Origin of the sequence: Paenibacillus sp. FSL K6-2441 (genome assembly GCF_037964765.1) — a bacterium.
GTDB lineage: Bacteria > Bacillota > Bacilli > Paenibacillales > Paenibacillaceae > Fontibacillus > Fontibacillus phoenicis.
In genome coordinates this window covers 2,534,018-2,553,725 of record NZ_CP150174.1, presented here as the reverse complement: position 1 = coordinate 2,553,725, position 19,708 = coordinate 2,534,018, and the positions used below count along the sequence as shown (strand labels likewise).

The 19,708-nt window shown below is 53.2% G+C and carries 19 protein-coding genes and 1 tRNA gene; 11 read left to right on the top strand and 9 right to left on the bottom strand.

All coding sequences use genetic code 11. The features are described 5' to 3' along the window. Window positions 1-12: 12 nt before the first annotated feature. Window positions 13-519 carry a DUF4178 domain-containing protein gene (locus NSQ80_RS11610; protein ID WP_009225950.1) on the top strand — a complete coding sequence of 169 codons (507 nt, stop codon included), beginning with the start codon at window positions 13-15 and terminating at the stop codon, window positions 517-519. A 157-nt stretch (window positions 520-676) separates the two neighbouring features. Here NSQ80_RS11610 and NSQ80_RS11605 read toward each other — a convergent pair. Continuing rightward, window positions 677-749: transfer RNA gene (locus tag NSQ80_RS11605), tRNA-Lys, on the bottom strand. Between the two features lie 193 nt (window positions 750-942). Between NSQ80_RS11605 and NSQ80_RS11600 the strand changes: the two genes are divergently transcribed. From NSQ80_RS11600 to NSQ80_RS11575, 6 genes are all read left to right on the top strand, one after another. Beyond that, window positions 943-1,746, top strand: coding sequence for a GDSL-type esterase/lipase family protein (locus NSQ80_RS11600; RefSeq protein WP_260070755.1), 804 nt, complete (start codon window positions 943-945; stop codon window positions 1,744-1,746). Window positions 1,747-1,787: 41 nt separating this feature from the next. Beyond that, on the top strand, window positions 1,788-2,774 hold the full coding sequence (locus tag NSQ80_RS11595; protein WP_009225952.1) for an ABC transporter ATP-binding protein: 987 nt from the start codon (window positions 1,788-1,790) through the stop codon (window positions 2,772-2,774). Beyond that, complete coding sequence (locus tag NSQ80_RS11590; protein WP_036645926.1) at window positions 2,767-3,756, top strand: ABC transporter permease; 990 nt, start codon at window positions 2,767-2,769, stop codon at window positions 3,754-3,756. The genes NSQ80_RS11595 and NSQ80_RS11590 overlap by 8 nt, the downstream gene beginning before the upstream one ends. Window positions 3,757-3,831: 75 nt before the next feature. Next, the gene (gene parE, locus NSQ80_RS11585) at window positions 3,832-5,817 is read left to right on the top strand and encodes a DNA topoisomerase IV subunit B (protein ID WP_009225954.1); all 1,986 of its coding nucleotides are present in this window, start codon (window positions 3,832-3,834) and stop codon (window positions 5,815-5,817) included. 13 nt (window positions 5,818-5,830) lie between these two features. Next, a complete protein-coding gene (gene parC / locus NSQ80_RS11580) occupies window positions 5,831-8,269 on the top strand; it encodes a DNA topoisomerase IV subunit A (RefSeq protein ID WP_036645893.1) in 2,439 nt (812 codons plus the stop codon). Window positions 8,270-8,355: 86 nt separating this feature from the next. Further along, the gene (locus tag NSQ80_RS11575) at window positions 8,356-8,649 is read left to right on the top strand and encodes an RNA polymerase alpha subunit C-terminal domain-containing protein (protein ID WP_260070757.1); all 294 of its coding nucleotides are present in this window, start codon (window positions 8,356-8,358) and stop codon (window positions 8,647-8,649) included. On the opposite strand, the gene NSQ80_RS11570 is transcribed toward NSQ80_RS11575, so the two are convergent. After that, window positions 8,632-9,552, bottom strand: a complete 921-nt coding sequence (locus NSQ80_RS11570) for a LysR substrate-binding domain-containing protein (RefSeq protein ID WP_339299119.1) — start codon at window positions 9,550-9,552, stop codon at window positions 8,632-8,634. The genes NSQ80_RS11575 and NSQ80_RS11570 overlap by 18 nt on opposite strands. 153 nt (window positions 9,553-9,705) lie before the next feature. Here NSQ80_RS11570 and NSQ80_RS11565 point away from each other — a divergent pair, with 153 nt between their 5' ends. Continuing rightward, the gene (locus NSQ80_RS11565; protein ID WP_036645895.1) at window positions 9,706-10,773 is read left to right on the top strand and encodes a branched-chain amino acid aminotransferase; all 1,068 of its coding nucleotides are present in this window, start codon (window positions 9,706-9,708) and stop codon (window positions 10,771-10,773) included. A gap of 120 nt (window positions 10,774-10,893) precedes the next feature. Then, window positions 10,894-11,304, top strand: a complete 411-nt coding sequence (locus tag NSQ80_RS11560) for a MarR family transcriptional regulator (RefSeq protein WP_260070759.1) — start codon at window positions 10,894-10,896, stop codon at window positions 11,302-11,304. Window positions 11,305-11,383: 79 nt separating this feature from the next. Here NSQ80_RS11560 and NSQ80_RS11555 read toward each other — a convergent pair whose 3' ends face one another. Both NSQ80_RS11555 and NSQ80_RS11550 read right to left on the bottom strand, forming a co-directional pair. Then, window positions 11,384-12,154, bottom strand: coding sequence for an RluA family pseudouridine synthase (locus NSQ80_RS11555; RefSeq protein ID WP_339299117.1), 771 nt, complete (start codon window positions 12,152-12,154; stop codon window positions 11,384-11,386). Between the two features lie 3 nt (window positions 12,155-12,157). Beyond that, window positions 12,158-13,021, bottom strand: a complete 864-nt coding sequence (locus tag NSQ80_RS11550) for a class I SAM-dependent methyltransferase (protein ID WP_339299115.1) — start codon at window positions 13,019-13,021, stop codon at window positions 12,158-12,160. A 274-nt stretch (window positions 13,022-13,295) separates the two neighbouring features. On the opposite strand from NSQ80_RS11550, the gene NSQ80_RS11545 reads away from it, so the two are divergent. Further along, window positions 13,296-13,547: an ABC transporter transmembrane domain-containing protein gene (locus NSQ80_RS11545; protein WP_339299113.1), complete on the top strand. Its 252-nt coding sequence runs from the start codon at window positions 13,296-13,298 to the stop codon at window positions 13,545-13,547. 66 nt (window positions 13,548-13,613) lie between these two features. Here the strand turns inward: NSQ80_RS11545 and NSQ80_RS11540 are convergent, their stop codons facing one another. Beyond that, entirely contained in the window at window positions 13,614-14,453 is an 840-nt protein-coding gene (locus tag NSQ80_RS11540; RefSeq protein ID WP_339299111.1) for a GNAT family N-acetyltransferase, read from the bottom strand. 147 nt (window positions 14,454-14,600) lie between these two features. Here NSQ80_RS11540 and NSQ80_RS11535 point away from each other — a divergent pair, with 147 nt between their 5' ends. Then, a complete protein-coding gene (locus NSQ80_RS11535; protein ID WP_260070762.1) occupies window positions 14,601-15,377 on the top strand; it encodes an ABC transporter ATP-binding protein in 777 nt (258 codons plus the stop codon). A gap of 3 nt (window positions 15,378-15,380) precedes the next feature. Here NSQ80_RS11535 and NSQ80_RS11530 read toward each other — a convergent pair whose 3' ends face one another. Genes NSQ80_RS11530 through NSQ80_RS11515 form a run of 4 tightly spaced genes read right to left on the bottom strand, consistent with a single transcriptional unit; the run spans window position 15,381 to window position 19,547 of the window. Further along, window positions 15,381-16,508 (bottom strand): spore germination protein, encoded by a 1,128-nt coding sequence (locus NSQ80_RS11530; RefSeq protein ID WP_260070763.1) that lies wholly within the window; start codon window positions 16,506-16,508, stop codon window positions 15,381-15,383. Window positions 16,509-16,533: 25 nt separating this feature from the next. Further along, entirely contained in the window at window positions 16,534-16,749 is a 216-nt protein-coding gene (locus NSQ80_RS11525) for a hypothetical protein (protein WP_260070764.1), read from the bottom strand. 12 nt (window positions 16,750-16,761) lie between these two features. Then, window positions 16,762-17,955 (bottom strand): Ger(x)C family spore germination protein, encoded by a 1,194-nt coding sequence (locus tag NSQ80_RS11520; protein ID WP_339299106.1) that lies wholly within the window; start codon window positions 17,953-17,955, stop codon window positions 16,762-16,764. Then, on the bottom strand, window positions 17,952-19,547 hold the full coding sequence (locus NSQ80_RS11515) for a spore germination protein (RefSeq protein WP_339299104.1): 1,596 nt from the start codon (window positions 19,545-19,547) through the stop codon (window positions 17,952-17,954). The genes NSQ80_RS11520 and NSQ80_RS11515 overlap by 4 nt, the downstream gene beginning before the upstream one ends. Between the last annotated feature and the right edge of the window lie 161 nt (window positions 19,548-19,708).

Here is a 19,708-nt window from a genome sequence, read left to right as displayed (position 1 = left end):
GCTAGACCAAATATGAGCGTATGGAAAAGACTCGGCAATTTGTTTGCCAAACCGGCGCCGCCTGTCGTAGAGAAGAGCATGCTATCGCTGGCCCCGGGCGATATCTGCGAGGTATCGCTCATTTCCTACGAGGTGACCGGCCGGGTCGGCAATCGCGGGCGTAACGCGGTTATGCTGACGCTGCAGGACGGCAGTCAGATCCGTTATCTGCTGGTCGAGGATCGTGAGACGCTGCAGTATCATCTCTATCAGCCGATTGACGGACGGCTGAACGATCCGACCGAGGTGCCGGGCCAGATGGATCTTGACGGAACGCTGTATTATTTGGAGGAAGAGTACGGCGGTTACGTGTCTGTGGTTGGCAAGACGCCGTTCCTTCAAGGCGGGGAACAGCATGTGTGGCAGTACCAGTCAGACGACGGCAAGCTGCTGCGGATCGAATGGCAGAACGGGCGGTTTATGTTGTACGAAGGCGTTAAGGTGATTCCGGCCGACGTCAAAGTCATTCGAGCCAATTAAGGCGATAATCTTTAAGCAACTATTGTTCCAAAGCGCGATGAAGCCCGATGAAGCGCGAGAACGAGGCGATCCCCTCGATTCCCGCGCTTTTTTTCGCCGAAAGCACACAAAAAAATAACATCCCCCAAGCTGCCAATGCAGTGGAGGATGCTATAAATGGGTTATGCAGGGGTCGAACCTGCGACCTGCCGATTAAGAGTCGGCTGCTCTACCAGCTAAGCTAATAACCCTTAATGTAAGGTTCCTTAATGTGAAGGTTTCTTAAGGACAAGAACTATTATAACTCTACAGTTCTAAAAATGCTAGTCCTTTTTTCGAGAAAATTTGCATCTCTTTGCAAGAAGTTTTATGTTATTTACATAAGTTGGAGAGTTACTCATAATTAGCGTAAATGAGGGACTGCGAGGAAACAGGAGGGGTTACATGAGCAGGACGTCCCGGATTTGGCGGTGGGCGGGATTGGCGTCACTGGTATCGACTTTAATTCTGCTCGCTGGATTCGTATATGCGGTGTCGGATATTGCCGATCCGTCGGCAGCCGCTGGCCATTCGACAGTTTCACCGTCCCAAACGGAACCCGCCGTGAAAGCGGGGGCCTGGGATGTGACGGCCATCGGGGATTCCTTGGCCAAAGGGACTGGGGACGATACAGGCAGCGGATTTGCCCGCCGGACGGTGGATCTCTTTAATAAAGAGGGCGCCACGTCTAAACTGGTCAATAACTTGGGAATTAACGGTCTGACAACGAAGGAACTGCTGCCGATGCTGGACGATCCGGGTGTGAAATATGCCCTGCAGCAGTCGGGGATTATCCTGTTGTCGATTGGGGGAAATGATCTGTTTGACGGCACGGAGGCGTTAACCTCGGGACAGCAAGTCCCAACCCAGACGGAAATCGAAGCGGCGATTGAGAAGAGCTCGGCGGATTTTGAAAAAATCGTAGCACAAATCAAGAAAATCAACATGCAAGCGCTCCTCGTCTACGTGGGTTTATATAATCCGTTCAGCGATCTTGATGGGATGCGCGAAATCGGTAACGATGCGGTAGCGCGCTGGAACGCGATGGCGATGAAAACGCTTGGGGAATATGACGGCACCTTGGTCGTGCCAACCTATGACTTGTTTACGAATAACTCGTCCCGTTATTTGTCGAGCGACCATTTTCATCCGAACGGAGATGGCTACCAGGCGATTGCCGAACGGATGGTCCAAAGCATCGCACGCTAATGACGGTTTAATGCTGGAGTCTAAATGAAGGAGTGAACGCCATGGCAGCACGGCAGCCGATCATCGCTGAGCAGCGTCAACCTGTCCTAAGGGTGCAGGGGCTCAAAAAGAAAATCGGACGTAAATGGATCGTGCATGAAGTGAATTTCGAGGTGTACGCCGGAGAGATCTTTGGGTTCCTTGGTCCCAACGGAGCCGGCAAAACAACCACGATCCGCATGCTCGTCGATTTAATTCGGCCAACCGAAGGCCAAGTACATATTTGCGGATACAATGTACAACGGGAACCGGAGCTGGCGCTGCGCTGCGTTGGGTCCATCGTGGAAAATCCCGAGGTTTACAGCTATTTAACCGGGCGGGAGAATCTCGAGCATTTCGCCCGCATGATTTCGGGCATCGATGGGAAGCGGATTGAAGAAGTTGTGCAAATGGTTGGGCTAACGGGCCGGATCGACGACAAAGTGAAAACCTATTCGCTGGGCATGCGGCAGCGGTTGGGTATTGCCCAAGCGTTGTTGGGCCGGCCGAAGCTTCTGATTCTGGATGAACCTACAAACGGTCTGGATCCCAAGGGGATCAAAGAAATGCGCAGCTTCATCCGCCGGCTCGCGGAAGAAGGGATGGCCGTTTTTGTATCGAGCCACCTGCTCAGCGAAATTCAACTGCTGTGCGATCGAGTGGCGATTATCGGGCGCGGGCGTGTACTCGCCGTCGGCAAAGTCGATGAGCTGATCCAGGCGAATCGAAGTTATGTGGTCTGGGAATTGGAGCCCCGGGAGCCTGGCGAGCGGCTGCTGCGGTCGGCAAGCGGGGTCAACGTGGTAACCGAAGCCGGAAACGTCCTGGACGATACGATTATGGCGGGAATCCAGGGCCAGGCGATCGTAACTCAAATGCAGCCGGAATTGATCCCTGGCCTCGTACAGCGTCTGGTGCAGGAAGGGATCCGGGTAGAGGCCGTGCAGAAGGTGAATCCGACGCTCGAGCAGCTGTTCCTGGAGATGACGGAAGGTGAAAGCATTGAATAACATTCTTCCTTTAGTAAAAAATGAAACGATCAAGATGATTAAAAAGAAACGCTTTTACGTCATCTTGCTCGTGTTGATCGTGCTGGTCCCGATGTTTGCATACGCCCAACTGCGACAAGCGGAGGACAAACGGGAGAAGTTCGGGACGGACTGGCGCCGGGAAGTGCAACAAGCGATCACAGACAATCAGAATTCCCTGGGCAGCGACCGGGTGCCGGAGGAATGGAAGAAATACCGTAAAATTTATATTCAACAGTTGAAATATTATTTGGAGCATGACGTGAATCCCAGAGAACCGGGCGGCGTATCTTTTACTCGGGAGTTCTTGGATAACGCAGCTACGCTGTTCATTCCGCTGTTAATTATGGGCGTAGGATCGGATATTGTGTCTTCGGAACGGACGAGTGGAACGGTCAAAATGCTGCTTACTCGGCCGGTAAGGCGATGGAAAATCCTGCTAAGCAAGCTCATCACGCTGATGATGTTTGTGTCCTTGATCATTGTATCAACCTGTTTGATATGCTATTTAATTTCAGGGTTATTTTTTGGTTACCGCGGATGGGCGCTGCCGGTATTTACAGGATTCCAGCTGCGGGGGGCCGAAGTAGACATTTCGGGTGTGCATGCAGTGCCGCAATGGTTGTATATTTTCATGCAGGCCGGCCTGATCTGGTTTGTCAGCGTGGTGGTGGCCGCCTTGGCGTTTATGGTGTCGGTGCTGGTGCGCAGCACGTCGGCGAGCATTGTCATTATGATGGCGACGCTGATTGCCGGCAATATTTTGACGAATATGGCTTCCTCCTGGACCAGCGCCAAATATTTGTTTATGGTGAATCTCGGTTTAACGAATTATTTGGCGGGGACACCGGCTCCGATCGAGGGGATGACGCTGGGATTTTCGCTGGCTGTGCTGGCGATTTGGGGGGCTTGCGCCCTCGTCGTTTCATTCCTTGTCTTTACGAAACAAGATATTTTGAATTAAAATGGACAAAGGCACCAAAACATCTGTTCGACTACTACATACAGAGGTAGACTAAAGAATTAAAGGGGGAGCATGATGGCCGAACAAATCGATTTGTTCGAGGACGTACCCGGCACGAATGCCGATGGCCCGTCTTCGGGATACGACGCGGACGACATTCAAGTGCTCGAAGGGCTTGTCGCGGTACGCAAACGGCCAGGGATGTATATTGGCAGTACGAGCTCGTCGGGACTTCATCATCTGGTATGGGAGATCGTCGACAACGCGGTCGACGAGCATCTGGCGAAGTACTGCACGAAAATTGATATTACGCTGAACAAGGACGGATCTGTCACCGTACTCGATAACGGCCGGGGGATTCCAACCGGCATGCATAAAACCGGCATTCCGACGCCGCAGGTCGTTTATACGATCCTGCATGCAGGCGGCAAGTTTGGCGGAGCGGGTTACAAGAAATCCGGCGGCTTGCACGGCGTTGGTGCATCGGTAACGAACGCCTTGTCCGAGTGGCTCGAAGTGGAAATTTATCGAGACGGAAAAATCCACCGGATGCGCTTCGAATATTGGGTTGACGAGAAAGGCATTGAACACGTCGGTGAGCCGGTCACAGGGCTGGAGATTATCGGCAATACGAACAAGACCGGCACGAAGGTGACGTTTAAACCGGATATTCGCGTCTTCTCCGGCGGGATCGGATTAAACTACGATACGCTCGCGGAACGGTTGCAAGAGATCGCGTTTCTGAATTCGGGCCTGAAGGTGACCTTGAAGGATGAGCGGGCTGGCCGTTCTGACGAGTTTTTTTACGAGGGCGGAGCCAGCCAGTTCGTTGAGTTCCTCAATGACGGAAAGGACGTGCTGCATGATGTCATCCACTTCTATGCGGAGCGGGATGACATCGAAGTCGAAGTGGCGCTGCAATACAATGCAGGGTATACCGAAACGCTGGTGTCGTTCGTTAACTCCATCCCAACTCGGGGCGGGGGAACGCATGAAACCGGATTCAAGACAGCTTACACCCGCGTGATGAACGAATATGCCCGGAAGAACGGAATGCTCAAGGAAAAGGACAAAAACCTCGAGGGTAATGATTTGCGCGAGGGCATGATGGCCGTAATCAGCGTTAAGATGTCCGAGGTGGAGTTTGTAGGTCAAACGAAGGACCAACTCGGAAGCGCATCGGCGCGCAGCGCGGTGGAATCGGTAGTCGGCGAGAAAATGGCGGTGTTCCTGGAAGAGAACCCGCAGGTCGCCCAGACGCTGATCAAGAAGGCGATCCAAGCCTCCAAAGCGCGGGAAGCCGCTCGCAAAGCCCGCGACGAAATGCGTTCGGGCAAGAAGCGGAGCGAAAGCTCCAACCTTGGCGGCAAACTGACGCCGGCGCAATCGAAGGATTATACACGTACGGAGCTGTTTATCGTGGAAGGGGATTCCGCTGGCGGTTCGGCCAAGCAAGGGCGTGATTCGAAGCTTCAGGCGATTTTGCCGCTGAAAGGGAAGCCGATGAATCCGGAGAAGGCCAAGCTTGCGGATATTCTCAAAAACGACGAGTACCGGGCGATCATTTCGGCGATTGGCGCGGGCATCGGGCCGGAATTCGCCTTGGAGGACAGTAACTTTTCCAAGATCATCATCATGACTGACGCCGATACGGACGGTGCACACATTCAAGTGCTGCTCCTGACGTTCTTTTACCGTTATATGAAGCCGCTGATCGATGCAGGACGGGTCTATATCGCGCAGCCGCCGTTGTACAAGATTACCCGCCGTTCCGGCAAGCTGGAGACGGTGAGATATGCGTGGACCGACGAGCAGCTGCAAAACTATCTGAAGGAATTCGGCAAAAATTTCGAGCTGCAACGCTACAAAGGTTTGGGAGAAATGAATCCCGAACAGCTGTGGGAAACGACGATGAATCCGGAAACGCGGACCATGCTGCAGGTGCAGATCGAAGACGCCGCCAAAGCGGAGCGCCGCGTGTCTACGCTGATGGGGGACAAGGTCGATCCGCGCAAGCGATGGATCGTGGAAAACGTGGATTTCACGGAGTTTGAGGAATAGAAGGTGAATTGATGTGAGCATGCTGGAAAACTTTTTGCCGGCGTTCTTGGAAGAGGTTGTAGGCGACCGCTTTGGCCGGTATTCCAAATATATTATTCAGGACCGGGCGATCCCTGATATTCGCGACGGGTTGAAGCCGGTCCAACGCCGGATTTTGTATGCAATGTACGACTCCGGCAATACGCCGGACAAGCCGTACCGTAAATCGGCGAAGACGGTTGGGGACGTCATGGGGAACTACCATCCGCACGGGGACTCTTCGATCTACGAAGGGATGGTGCGGATGGCGCAGCCATGGAAGATGGGCCATGCGCTCATCGACGGTCACGGCAACTGGGGTTCGCAGGACGATGACCCGGCAGCGGCGATGCGGTATACCGAAGCGCGCCTGTCGGCGATCGCGATGGAGCTATTGCGAGATATTGAGAAACGGACCGTGCCGTTCAAGGACAACTTCGACAACACGGCGAAGGAACCTGTCGTATTGCCGGCGCGGTTCCCAAACCTGCTGGTCAACGGGGCTAGCGGGATCTCCGCAGGGTTTGCAACGGAAATTCCGCCGCATAATCTGCGCGAGGTGATCGATGCCTGCATCGCCTTGATGGAGAAGCCGGAAATGACGCTGGAGGAAATTCGGTTGTTCGTCAAGGGACCGGATTTTCCGACGGGCGGAATTATCATGGGCGAGGAAGGCATTCGGGAAGCTTATGAGACCGGCAAAGGCCGGATTTATTTGCGCTCCAAAACGGAAATCGAAACGCTCCGCGGCGGTAAGCAGCAGATTGTCATCACCGAAATTCCTTATCAGGTGGTGAAGTCGCGCTTGGTTACGGCGATGGAAAACATCCGTCTGGAGAAAAAAGTGGAGGGCATCGCCGAAGTGCGGGACGAAAGCGGCCGGAACGGACTGCGCATCGTCGTCGAGTTGAAGAAGGATGCGGATGCACAGGGGATTTTGGCGTATTTGCTGAAAAAAACCGACCTGCAAGTCACTTACAACTTCAACATGGTGGCGATCGTCAACAAGGCGCCGCGTCAGCTGGGGCTCAAAGCGATGCTCGAAGCCTACATTGCCCACCAGCGCGAGGTTGTGACCTACCGGACGCAATATGAGCTGGAGAAGTTGGAGGACCGTGCTCACGTATTGGAAGGCTTGGTCAAGGCGCTTAACATTTTGGATGAGGTTATCGCGGCGATCAAAGCTTCCAAGAACCGTCAAGATGCGCAAAACAACCTGCAATGGATGTTCGGGTTTACCGAACGGCAGGCGGATGCGATTTTGACCCTGCAGCTGTACCGTTTGACCAATCTGGAAATTACGACGCTGCAAAAAGAGCTGGAGGACATCCAGAAGAAAATCACCGTGTTGCGCGGCATCTTGGAAAGCGATAAGAAGCTGATCGCATTGATCAAGAGAGAGCTGATCGAGATCCGCGATAAATATGGGATCGACCGCCGCTCGCACATTCAGGACGAGGTCGAGGAGCTCAAGGTCAACCTCGAAGTGTTGGTTGCCCAAGAGGATGTGCTGGTCACGATTTCCCGTGAGGGATACATCAAGCGCACCAGCATGCTGTCGTTTACTCGATCCGGCGGGGAGCGGGATGGATCCGGGGTCAAGGAAGGCGACTACATTAAGTATCTGCTAGAGGTAGATACGCTGCAGAACCTGTTGATCTTTACGCAGCGGGGCCAATACTTCCTCTTGCCGGTGCACCAGATTCCAGAGTTCAAATGGAAGGATAACGGGACGGCGATCGTCAACGTGATCCCGCTCGCCAAGGAAGATCGCATTGTCAGCGTCATTCCGGTGAAAAGCTTCGATGAGAATCCGGAGCTCAGTTTGGTCTTCGTGACGAAGAACGGTCAGGTGAAGCGGACGGAGCTGAAAGAATACGAGAAGAAGCGCTCCGGCGCGGTAGCTGCCTGTAAGGTTGGCGACGGCGATGAAGTGCTGAGTGTCACCGTCAGCCGGAACAACCAAGAGATCCTGCTGCTAACGAAGCAGGGGATGGCGATTCGGTTCGCCGAAGACGAAGTGAACCCGATGGGACGGGTATCGGCAGGGGTACGCGGAATCAACCTGAAGGACGATGACGAAGTTGTTTCCGCGCTCTGGGTCGAAGGCGAGGAAGGCGAAGTGCTCGTCGTGTCCGACTTGGCTTACGCTAAGCGCAGCCTGCTGCTGGATTATCCGGTTCAAAGCCGGGGCGGCAAAGGCGTTCAGACGTTTGAATTTAAGGAAGGCAAGCGGGTCAAACCGAACGGCAGCCGCTTGGTCGGCGGCGTTCACTGCAAGGAGCCGGTGCTGCTGCAGGCGGTCACGAAGGAAGGGCAGATGCACACCTTCAGCTCGGAGGATGCTCCGATAGCGGACCGGAAGTCGATCGGGAAAGCGATGATGTCCGTGGACAAAAACGACGAGATCGTGGATCTCTTCGTCAAAGAATAAGCGATAATCTCCGGGGAAGGGCTTGAAACTTTCCCGGAGTTTTTTTAGGATCTACATCAATCCGTGGTGAAGGGATGGAATATACGATGGCGGCACAAGCAAAAACGCAAAGGACCTGCCCGAAAGGGCATACCTACTACAAAAGCAGTGATTGTCCGACTTGTCCCATCTGTGAACAGGAGCGTGAACCGGCAGCGGACTTTCTGACGCGGTTATCTGCACCGGCTAGACGGGCCTTGGAAGCGAATGGCGTAACGACTTTGGAGAAGCTGGCTGAGCTGAGTGAACAAGAGGTGCTGCGATTTCATGGCATGGGGCCAGCTTCCATACCTAAGCTTAAAGAGGCTTTGCGATCGAAAGGATTAACGTTTAGGAGCTGAGACGGGGGCTTGAGTGTCTTCCTCGTCTTCCTCGGTTAAATGACGGATAAACGCTTGGAGCGTAGGGTCCATAAACGTGCTCCTGCGGTAGACCAACCCGACGTTTTTGTGCGGTACGGGCTCTGCCAACGGGATGAAGGTGATTCCGCTGCGGCGATTCGTGCTGGTCAACGTCCGGGCATAGGAGCCGGGGAGAACCGTTCCCCCGACGTGGTGGATGACCATCTGTACCTGCGATTCCATCGTCGACAGCTCCATGACCGGCCGGATCTCGATCCCCTGTTCAGCGCAAGCTGTATCAAGCAGCTGGCGAACGTAAAACTTCGGCGGAAATAACACAAGCGGCAGCTGCGCGACCTGCTCCAGCGTCACTTCCGGCAGCTCCGCATACGCGTGCTGGCTGGAGACAACCAGCACCAGCGCCTCGTCGAACAGTGGGCGGCTGACGATGTGCTCGTCCTGGAGCGGCAGAAACACGACGCCGAGATCCAGCTGGTTGGCGAGCAGTCCGGCTCTTGTCTCCTCAGTAGCAAGCTCAAGTACCGTCAGCTCGATCCCGGGGTACTGGCGATGGAAAGAGATCAGCTTATCTTCCAGCAGGTGGTTGCCGGAGCAGCCGATACGGAGCTGTCCGCGCTGGACGCCGGTGATCTGGCCAATTTCCAATTTAGCCTGTTCCACCTCATAGATCACTCGGCGGGCGTGCTCCAACAGGATTGAACCCGCTTGAGTCAGATGGTTTTTTTTGCCAATCCGTTGAATGAGGGCCGTCCCAAGCTCTTGCTCCAGCAAGCGAATTTGGTGGCTGAGCGTCGGCTGCGTAATTCCCAGTCTTTCCGCGGCTTTGGTGAAATGCAAATCCTCGCCGACTGCGATGAAATATTCCAATAGACGATGCTCCATAGCGGATGATTCTCCCCGATACATAGATATTGTCAATGATTATAATTGAAACGATATTATTGATCAATGAAGAAAGAATCGGTATAGTGAAAGACAGAGAATTCATTGCTTCGTCAGTTCGTTAATCCGATATGGGAAAAGAGGAAATTTAACATGGGAAATTGGTCCATCACATTAACTACGGCTAAAAAAACGAAGCCGGCTGCCGATCAGCTGGGCTTTGGCAAATATTTTACCGATCATATGCTACTTATGGATTATTCGGCAGATCAAGGCTGGCACGATCCGCGAATCGTGCCGTACGGACCGATTTCGCTGGATCCATCGGCGATGGTGTTCCATTACGGGCAAGAGGTGTTTGAGGGGATGAAGGCGTACCGGACACCGCAGGGAGAGCTGGTATTGTTCCGGCCCGATATGAATTTGCGCCGCTTGAACCATTCGTGCGCACGCATTGGGATTCCCCAAGTTGATCCGCAGGAAGTGCTGGAGGGCATCTGCCGTCTGCTCGCCCTGGAGGAGGAGTGGATGCCGGAAGGCGAAGGCAATTCCTTGTATATCCGCCCCTTTATTATCGCTACCGAAGCAGGGCTTGGCGTGCGGGCTGCGGAGGAGTATCGGTTGATCGTCATTTTGTCGCCGGTTGGGGCTTATTATCCGGAAGGCATCCATCCGGTGCGCATTTACGTGGAGGATCGGTACGTCCGGGCGGTTCGCGGCGGTACAGGCGAAGCGAAAACCTCCGGGAACTATGCCGCAGGGATCAAAGCGCAGGAGGACGTCAAACCGCTTGGCTACTCCCAGGTGCTATGGCTTGACGGCATCGAAAAACGGTATATCGAAGAAGTGGGCAGCATGAATGTGTTCTTCAAAATTGGCGGGGAAGTTGTGACACCGGAACTGAATGGCAGCATCCTGGCTGGCGTCACGCGGGACTCAGTCATTCAGCTGCTTAGGGCGTGGGGAGTTCCCGTCAAGGAACGCCGGATCTCGATCGAAGAACTGTTTGAGGCTCATAAGGAAGGTCGGCTTGAAGAAGCGTTTGGCACTGGAACTGCGGCGGTCATTTCCCCGATCGGCAGCATGACGTGGGAAGGTCATGACATGGAGATTGCCGGAGGCCAGACCGGAGAATTGTCGGCCAAACTGTACGACACGCTGACAGGAATCCAACGCGGGGAACGGGAGGATACGTTCGGCTGGCGGTATCCTGTCCGATAAAACAACCAGTGCGGTGCCCCCTCTGCCGCAAACCACCGGATAATTGCTTCAAGGCAGCAGGAATTTGCGAAGGAAGCAGCGAATTATCCAAGTGGTGATGTAAGGCAAGGAGGGATAAGATTGCATACCGCTGAATTTGCCAGATTGCTTGATCTCATCGTGAAGGATTATCAGGCCCACATGGAGGAGGAGCTGGCTCCCACGCTAACGACGTCGCAGTTGACCGTTCTGGAGCTGCTGGAGCAGCAGGGCAATCTGAAGCCGTCCGATTTGATTCCGTTTCTCTCCACGACGCCGGCTGCAGTGACGATGCTGCTTGACCGAATGGAGCGGGGCGAACTGATCCGCCGTGACCGGGACGAGAACGATCGCCGCAACGTATGGGTGTCGATTACTGATAAAGGACAATCCGAAGTCCGGCGGGGCATCGAAGTTCGCAACACTTACTTAAGCGGCGTGTTGAATCGCATCTCCACCCATAATCAACAACTGCTGGTATTTCTGCTGGGCAAAATTTCCGGAACGAAATAAGGAACTTGCCTACGAGGGAGTCAATGAATAGGCGGGACGTCAGGGAGCTGAATAATCAGCTCCGGACGTCCCGCCTTTTTTACATTTCTATTCCGTTTCCCCCGGCCTGCAGCAGCGCTGCGAGGCGGGTATACGTTCCTTCCTCCCACCGATCCCAGGGATACGCGCGCGGCGGGAGGGAGACCAGATCGATCGGCTCCTTGGTCACCGGGTGCGGAAAACCGACGTACAGCGACCAAAGTGCGATTTGTTGGCCTGGTTTATTCCGCCCCGCGCCATATTTCTGATCGCCATACAGGGGGCAGCCGATTTGGCTCATTTGCACCCGGATCTGGTGCGGCCGGCCGGTGTGCAGCTCCACCTGCACAAGGCTCAGCCGCTCCGATGCGGAGGTGCCGAGCACCCGGTAATCAAGCCGGGCTTCTTTGCCGCCGGGTGTCCCCGCGGGAACGACAGACACCGTATTGGTGCGTTCGTCTTTAAGCAGCGTATCCGTCAAACGACCTTGCCGCTGCGGCGGCGTTCCGTGTACGACGGCGACATACGTTTTGCTGAACCGGCGGCTCCGCACCATCTCCGCTAACCGCGAAGCGGCTTTTGATGTCTTGGCAAAAATCATGGCGCCCCCGACCGGACGGTCCAGCCGATGGATAAGTCCGAGATAGACGTTGCCGGGCTTGCCATACCGCTCCTTGATGTCCGCCTTCAGCAAATTCAGCAGATCGGGGTCCCCGCTGGCATCCTCCTGGGTGGGGATGTTCACCGGCTTCTCGATACCGAGCAGATGGTTGTCTTCGTAAAGGATTGCCATCGCCGGCTGCCCCGAGGTCCGCTTAGCTTCGGAATCCATTGATTATTCCTCCCAGCGTCCGAGAATGCCGCAAGGGAGGTGAAGCCCCGAGCGGGTGATCGGCAGTCCCAGTTCGCCGGCCGAGATCCGTCCTCCGTAACGCTTCTTGACGGTCATCGTCAGAACGTTGTTCAGTACGGTAGGGGAAATGCCGGTCGTATACGAGTTGATGAGGAAGAAGAGCGGCTTGTCCGACAGAATCGACAAGCAAGATTCCACGAACGGGTAGAGGCTCGTCTCCAGCTTCCACATCTCACCGCCCGGACCACGCCCGTAGGACGGAGGATCCATGATAATCGCGTCATAACGGTTGCCGCGCCGTTGCTCCCGCTGCACGAATTTGAACACGTCATCCGTGATGAAGCGTACATGGCGGTCGGCCAAACCGGACAGCGCCAGGTTCTCCTTAGCCCATTGGACCATCCCTTTCGCTGCATCGACGTGAACGACCGAAGCGCCGGCCGAAGCTACGGCTACGGTGGCGCCGCCGGTATATGCAAACAGGTTCAGCACCTGAATCGGCCGACCCGCGCCGGCGATCTTGTCCATCATCCACCGCCAGTTGGCGGCTTGCTCCGGAAACAATCCGGTATGTTTGAAATTGGTTGGGCGGATATAAAATTTCAGCCGGTCATAGGAAATCGTCCAACGGTCGGGAATCTGCTTCTTCATCTCCCACTGTCCGCCGCCGGAGGAGCTGCGGTGGTAATGCCCGTGCACATCGTGCCAGCGGCGATCCTCATTGGCGATCGGCCAGATGATCTGCGGGTCGGGGCGCCGCAAAATGATATCCCCCCAGCGCTCCAGCTTTTCCCCGTTTCCGGTGTCCATTACTTCATAATCCTGCCAATCGTTTGCTACATACATGTGTTGATCCTTCCTTCCGCCGCCTCATGCGGCCCGCCCGTTTGGGCATGTCCTTAAGTTCTGTAGATTCGGTAGTTATTGTACCTTATTTTTCTATCGGCATGCTACCTTCCTGGTGAAAACGATCTTCAATTCATTCCGCGACTGTGGTAGTCTTTCATTAAAACGCCAAGTTTTGGAGAGGCAAGGAGAGAGTCTTGGAAATGTTACGTCGTTTTTTTCATATTACCGACCTTATAAACATTTGTTTATTCTAGATTTCAGCTGTGCCGTGGTGGCAGCGCTTTATTTCAATGCAAAAATGACCAAGACCTATCGCGGCTTGTTTTCCGCGCTCGCTGATTTCAATTCCCGCGTAGAGGAGAACATTGGCGGGATCCGCGTAGTCCAGGCGTTTGTGAACGAAGGGCATGAACAAAAACTGTTTGAGGAAAACAACAATGCCTATCGCGCCACGAAGCTTTGGGCTTACAAAATCATGGCCGGCAGCTTGTCCATCAATTACATGCCCAGTTCGGACATTTGAATGCCTTAAAGCAACGAAGACCGCAGAAGCTCTTAAGGGGAGCCTGCGGTCTTATTCGTTTCAAGATCAGCGCAAATAAGCATAGTAGTCCTGGGATCGGCATACCCGGAACCCCGCCTGTTCATAAAGCTTTTTGGCTTGGGGGTTGTTCAGTGCTACTTCCAGCCAAACGTCGAAGCCCTTTGCTCTTTCACGTTCAACGACCTGCCGCAAGGCGGTACCGCCGATGCCTTGACCCCTATGGGATGAAGTAACAACAAATCCATAAATCCAAGCCTCCCGTTCGCGGTGGGAAACGCGAATTTTCCCGACGGCCTCGCCCTCATGCACGATCAGCTCGTTCTGGCGGATCTCCTCCTCGGTTAACTTCTCGTAGAACAATCGGGTTTCCTCCGCAGCGAGATTAAACCCCTCCTGGTCGAGGCGAGCGAGCAGCGGTCGGTCCGCTGCCTCAGCCGAGCGAAGCGTGATCTGTGCCGTTCTTGACGGGGCATTCACCGCAGTTGCTTCCGGGGTGTATTTCATCTGATATTCGCTGAATTCAAAACGGCAAGGATAGGCGGCCAGGAATTGCTTGGCCGAGTCTGAGTTCCCAGGACCATTCAATAGGATCTTCGGATACGAACCCAAAGTAGCTGTGTTTAATCCGCGTCTAAGCAGGGAAGTGAAGATACCTTGTCTACGGTAATCCGGGTGAACCATGCCGCAGACTTCCAACGTGCTTCCGAACGGATACAATCCCAAGAAGGCTACCAGTTGCCCTTCGCGGAACTCTACCAGATCTGCGGCACTCTCTTCCTTACGGGAGTGCAAGGTATCCCAATTTAACTTCAAAGCAATCCCGTCATGCTGCTCTACGCGTTGTTGAAGGGCTTCCACGTCAGCCCAAGTCCATGTCGGATTCATGATACCTCACTTCCTTTCATTTGTATTCTAGCGGATCGAAAGGAAATTGGCACGCGAAACCATCAACAGCCGGCGCTTGACAAACCGCAAGGACGGGGGTAGCTTGAGAGTACTGCAAATCTACTTATTTTTTCGGAGGTACTAAGAATGGATATCATCGAAATGAATCAAGTGACTTGGTTCCGGGATGGGAAGGCCGTATTAAACGGCATCGATTGGACGGTCCGCGAGGGAGAGCATTGGGCGATGCTGGGCTTAAACGGTTCAGGCAAGACGACGCTGCTTAATATGATCAGCGGCTACCTCTGGCCGACGTCCGGCCAAATCAGCGTACTGGGAAACCGGTTTGGCGAAGTAGATTTGCGGGAGCTGCGCAAAACGATTGGGTGGGTTAGTTCTTCGATGCAGGCCAGACTGCATGGGGGGCAAAAAGCCGAGGATCTTGTGGTGAGCGGCAAATTTGCATCCATCGGACTTTACGAGAAGCCAACGACAGAGGATTATGAACAGGCTGCAGCCTTAATGAACCAGCTCCACTGCAGCCACCTGCATGGACGGGCTTACCAGACGTGTTCCCAGGGGGAACAGCAAAAGCTGTTGATTGCCCGGGCCTTGATGGCCTCGCCCCAGCTTCTCATCTTGGACGAGGCGACGAACGGGCTGGATTTCATCTCCCGGGAAGGGCTGCTGGAAAGCATCGCACAGCTAGCCGCCGAACCGAATACGCCGCATATGCTGTATGTGACGCACCATACCGAGGAAATCTTGCCGATTTTCACGCATACGCTGCTGCTTCGGCGGGGAGAAGTGTACGCGCAAGGGAAAACATCGGATGTCCTGAACGAAACCGGGTTATCCGATTTCTTTGAAACGCCGGTCGCTTTGCGATGGAATCAGGAACGGGCTTGGCTTTCGACGAAATAAGCCTTAACCCGTCGGAGTGCTCCCGGCGGGTTTTGTTGTTTTGGACCCGGAGGATTTTTTGCGTATTGCGCCGATGAACCAATAAATACTTGGGATGATAAACTCGGCAAAGCAGAACAGAAGCGCCCCCTCCCAGGACAGGAAAGAAATAATTTCCGGCGGGGTTCTAACAATGGACAAGGAGTATATGGACACAAAGGCGACAACCGGCAAAGTGAAGGGCTTGTGATCCTTTACGCCGGCCAACTGGGCGAGACATAAGACCGCTGTGTAAACAATAAACGACATTTTCACAAAGATGCTGGTTAACCACAAACTAATTAAGATCGGGTCCATTGTTTCGATAAACGAGCCAACGCGAATGAAACGAACCAGTTCCATGTCGGGGTAGACCAGATTAGCTCCCAGCTTCGGTCCAAAGGTCAGCAGAATCGGAATGAGATGCATCAGGATCAACAGCAGCGAAGTGAGTGTAGCCCAGAAAAGGGTTCGGAACACCTTTTTTGGCGTTTCTAGATAAGGGAAAAGCAGAAACAAGAAAGCCATCTCGCCAAAAATAGCCATGGTATCTACAATTGAGGCCCACATATCCTTCACCGACAGATGGTTTATCAAGGCGGTGAACATATCCAGTTCCATCTCTTGAAATCCGATGAACGGAAGACAGATTAAGGCGGCGGCAAAAACAAGAAAAAAGCCTTCTGCCATTCGGAAGATGGTCAAGATCCCGCAGCGTACGGCATAGGCAACACATACTCCAAAGATGGCAACCACCGCCCAATCCGGCGTACCAATCAAATATTCCGATAACAAGAAATCAGCAAGCTCCCTTAAATTGAGGGCAGCCAGAAAGAGATGAAGCAGCACGATATAAAGGACGAAAATGAAATGAAGGGGGCGGCCCACCACTTTGCTCCCGAATTGAACAAAAAATTCGTTGGGGCGGGAGGAAGCGAGCTTATAGGCCGGGTAGCAAAATAGCAGCCCCAGCAAAGCGCCTACCAAGACGGCCATCGGAGTGGAATACTTGCTGCCTCCGAGCAGCATCGCTGTATAAAAGGCGATGACTGTGGTGAAGGATTGCAAGCTGAAAAGCGCAAATATTTGATTGGTTGTAATGTTATTAAGCATGCTTTCCGCCTCCTAAAGTCCCGTGTCAATACGATCTGCCCAGCAATGTATGGCATAAATATTGGAACATGATGATCACATTCCATTGTTCCTTCAGTTTAAATGTGACTTCTGAGGTGATGAAGAAACAGATGGAGACGAGCAGTACGGTCATTCGGGTTTTCAGCTGGACGCCCTCTTTTTTCTGCATCATCCAGTCTACCGTCATAATGAGTACATACAGGATACCAATATAGACCACGTCGATCCCTCGCTATCTATTGGTTTCGTGAACCACCGAACGATAAACGCCGCCCGTACGGTTTACACGGATATTAACGTCAACCTCAATCGGGAGTTCGTTGGCGTAATAATTTTTCCATTGATCCTGCATCGTATGCCAAACTTTTGGATATTTCCAATCCAGATATTGTCTCATGAGGAAAGCGTCGGAACGGGCTTGACGGGTCTTGTTCAGAACGCGGATGAACTGCTCTTCCACGTCTTTACTCAGGATTTCTTCCAATTGTTGAATAACTTGCGGATCCTTCAAATCGATGTGAGAGAGCGAGGATTCCACATAAGCTTTGGCACTGCTAACGAGCCGGAACGAGACCTGATCTCCCTGTACTTTCGGTTTAATGTCCGTCTTTATTTCCTCGATGTAAAAGCTCATCTCCTTCCCATCGGTGGGAGAGGAGATCGTGAGCGTCGTATTTTTAAGCTGGGAGCTGATCCACAGCGCGGTTTGATGCTCGAGAGGGGTGAGCACGGTCTTTGCCATTTTACCGTTGCTGAAGATCGCTGCACCTCCGGAACCCATCCAACGGTTCTTCTTCGGATCCTCTTGCGCCACTCCTGGGAGTTCCCCGAAATACATCAGCGGGATTAGAATATCCCCTCCTTCATATAATGCCAGCTTGTAATCCTTGATTGTGGTGTCTAGTACATAGTGATTGTTGACGTATTTTCGCAGGATGTCACTGAGAATACGTTCAAACACCATCGGTGCTTTCGTTATCTCTTTAACATCGCCGGGTGTTATAAACAAGCTAGCACTCAGTCGGAAGGAAGGCTGGCGGAAGACGAATTCGACAACCTGGTCCAAGCCATACTCCGCCTGTCTTCGGCCAATCACGACGATGCGGGTTTGACCAAAGGTAATATTCCGGGGCACGTCGATTTGAATTAAATTTAAGGCCTGGCTTAGATTTTCTGCTCGCCTGGTCACAAAGCTAAACGGATCCCCTTGGGGTTGTCCTGTCCCGCCGGATTCCCCCGGAATCATCCGGTTGGGGAGCGGAATTCCTAAGGTCAGCTCCATCTGCCCGTCCTCTGTTCGATCGATCAGCACCGTGTTCACAAACGCCCGGTTGTTTAGCTCCTGGACAGACCAGCATCCGCCAACGCCGATGAAGAGCAAGAAAACCAAAATTGCAGTTACGATAGCGCGATGGATTCTCGTCACTCCAATTCACCTTTCTCCTTTGCCCAACCCCGTGGATTTGAGTTTTGCCGGATTTCGTTGTTCGAGAGCTGCAACGGGCGCTTACGCATCTTCCACCAGGGAGCCCGAAGGAACGTGTCGCCCAAATCCTTGCCCATCAGCGGGGCAATCGAGGACATATAGGGAATCCCAAAGGACCTCAAATTGACCATATGGATGTAAATCAGAATTAACCCGCAGGTCAAACCGTACAATCCGAACATGGAAGCTAAGATCATGATCGGAAAACGCAGCAATCGAAACGCCAAGCCTAAATCGAAATGGGGGATGATAAACGAAGCAATCCCCGTTAATGATACGATGATCACCATGGCCGCCGAGACAATACCTGCCTGGACGGCGGCGGTACCAATGATTAAGGCGCCGATAATGGATACGGCTTGCCCGATCGATTTTGGAATCCGAATAGAAGCTTCGCGGAGAGCTTCAAACGCCAGTTCCATCGCAAATGCTTCCCATAGCGCCGGAAAGGGAACGATTTCCCGCGAAGCGGCGATCGTAATCAGCAGCTGTGAAGGGATCATTTCCGGATGAAACGTGGTCACTGCGATATAAATCGACGGCAAGGTTAAAGAAGCAAATACGAAAAAATAACGAATCCAGCGAATCCAGTTCGCCGCGATATAACGCTGGTAATAATCCTCTGCCGATTGCAGCAGCATCGGCAATGTCACCGGAGCGAGCAACACGATCGGTGAACCATCTACGATGATGGCAATTCTCCCCTCCAACAGCGCTGCGGAGACGACGTCAGGGCGTTCCGTGTACTGCAGTTGCGGAAAAGGCGAATAAGGGTTATCCTCGATGATTTCTTCCACGTAGGCGGAGCCCAGAATTCCGTCCATGTCGAGGTAAGAAAGTCGACGCTGCACTTCCTTCACGAGTTCCGGTTTACATACGTCCTCCACATAAGCCAGCACGATACCGGTTCGTGTTTCCCGGCCTTTATTGACCGTTGGCGTTTTGAGATGCGGACTCTTGATCCGGCGGCGAATCATGGTCAGGTTCTTCTCCAAATCCTCGATAAAGGCTTCTCTCGACCCGCGGATGACGGATTCATTGGGGGCTTCATCGATGCTGCGCGTCGGGTAAGCCGAAATGGAGAATGTCAACATCCGCATATCCCCGTCGATCATTAGCAAAGCTCCGGCATTCAGGATGGCTTGAACCGCTTGATTCAAGTCATCGATGACCGTAGCTTGAGATACGCTTAGTGCCTTGTCTTCGAACAGGAACTGATAAATATCTTTCTCTTGCAGCTGCGCGGATTCTCGCTGCAAGCTGCGAACGATAAATTGCTGGACCGTCTCCTGCGCAATCATCCCGCGCACATAGATTAAGGCGCACGGTTGCCCTGAGCTGATCGTAAATTCCCGATAGATGATGTCTGAGGTGTCCTTTAGCACCTGCTTCAACCAATCTAACCGAGCTTGTAAGCTTTGATCGGCAGCGGGAGCGGGCGAATCCGCACGGCTTGGGGGAAGTGTCGGAGTTTTGCCAGACTTTCCCCCGATGGAGTGCTTTCGGCGCTGCAGCTTTCTGATGATGGGCATGGAACGTCCTCCTTCCTAGCCGACTATTCCCAGTTAAGATGCGCCGTTTACAGGAGAAATATTCTAATTCTTAGCAGAACCGGAGTAAAAACCAAAGTCAATCGCAACGAGATTATTTTTGAAGCAAGTTGGTAATAAAGGGTAACGACATCATCGAAAGG

What these genes read in the sequence shown, in the direction of transcription:
- NSQ80_RS11610 (WP_009225950.1), top strand. Translation starts at nt 13, where the DNA reads ATGAGCGTATGGAAAAGACTCGGCAATTTGTTTGCCAAACCGGCGCCG.
- NSQ80_RS11600 (WP_260070755.1), top strand. Translation starts at nt 943, where the DNA reads ATGAGCAGGACGTCCCGGATTTGGCGGTGGGCGGGATTGGCGTCACTG.
- NSQ80_RS11530 (WP_260070763.1), bottom strand. Translation starts at nt 16,508, where the DNA reads ATGCTTAATAACATTACAACCAATCAAATATTTGCGCTTTTCAGCTTG.
- NSQ80_RS11535 (WP_260070762.1), top strand. Translation starts at nt 14,601, where the DNA reads ATGGATATCATCGAAATGAATCAAGTGACTTGGTTCCGGGATGGGAAG.
- NSQ80_RS11555 (WP_339299117.1), bottom strand. Translation starts at nt 12,154, where the DNA reads ATGGATTCCGAAGCTAAGCGGACCTCGGGGCAGCCGGCGATGGCAATC.
- NSQ80_RS11575 (WP_260070757.1), top strand. Translation starts at nt 8,356, where the DNA reads ATGGCGGCACAAGCAAAAACGCAAAGGACCTGCCCGAAAGGGCATACC.
- NSQ80_RS11570 (WP_339299119.1), bottom strand. Translation starts at nt 9,552, where the DNA reads ATGGAGCATCGTCTATTGGAATATTTCATCGCAGTCGGCGAGGATTTG.
- NSQ80_RS11515 (WP_339299104.1), bottom strand. Translation starts at nt 19,547, where the DNA reads ATGCCCATCATCAGAAAGCTGCAGCGCCGAAAGCACTCCATCGGGGGA.
- parE (WP_009225954.1), top strand. Translation starts at nt 3,832, where the DNA reads ATGGCCGAACAAATCGATTTGTTCGAGGACGTACCCGGCACGAATGCC.
- NSQ80_RS11565 (WP_036645895.1), top strand. Translation starts at nt 9,706, where the DNA reads ATGGGAAATTGGTCCATCACATTAACTACGGCTAAAAAAACGAAGCCG.
- NSQ80_RS11595 (WP_009225952.1), top strand. Translation starts at nt 1,788, where the DNA reads ATGGCAGCACGGCAGCCGATCATCGCTGAGCAGCGTCAACCTGTCCTA.
- NSQ80_RS11550 (WP_339299115.1), bottom strand. Translation starts at nt 13,021, where the DNA reads ATGTATGTAGCAAACGATTGGCAGGATTATGAAGTAATGGACACCGGA.
- NSQ80_RS11540 (WP_339299111.1), bottom strand. Translation starts at nt 14,453, where the DNA reads ATGAATCCGACATGGACTTGGGCTGACGTGGAAGCCCTTCAACAACGC.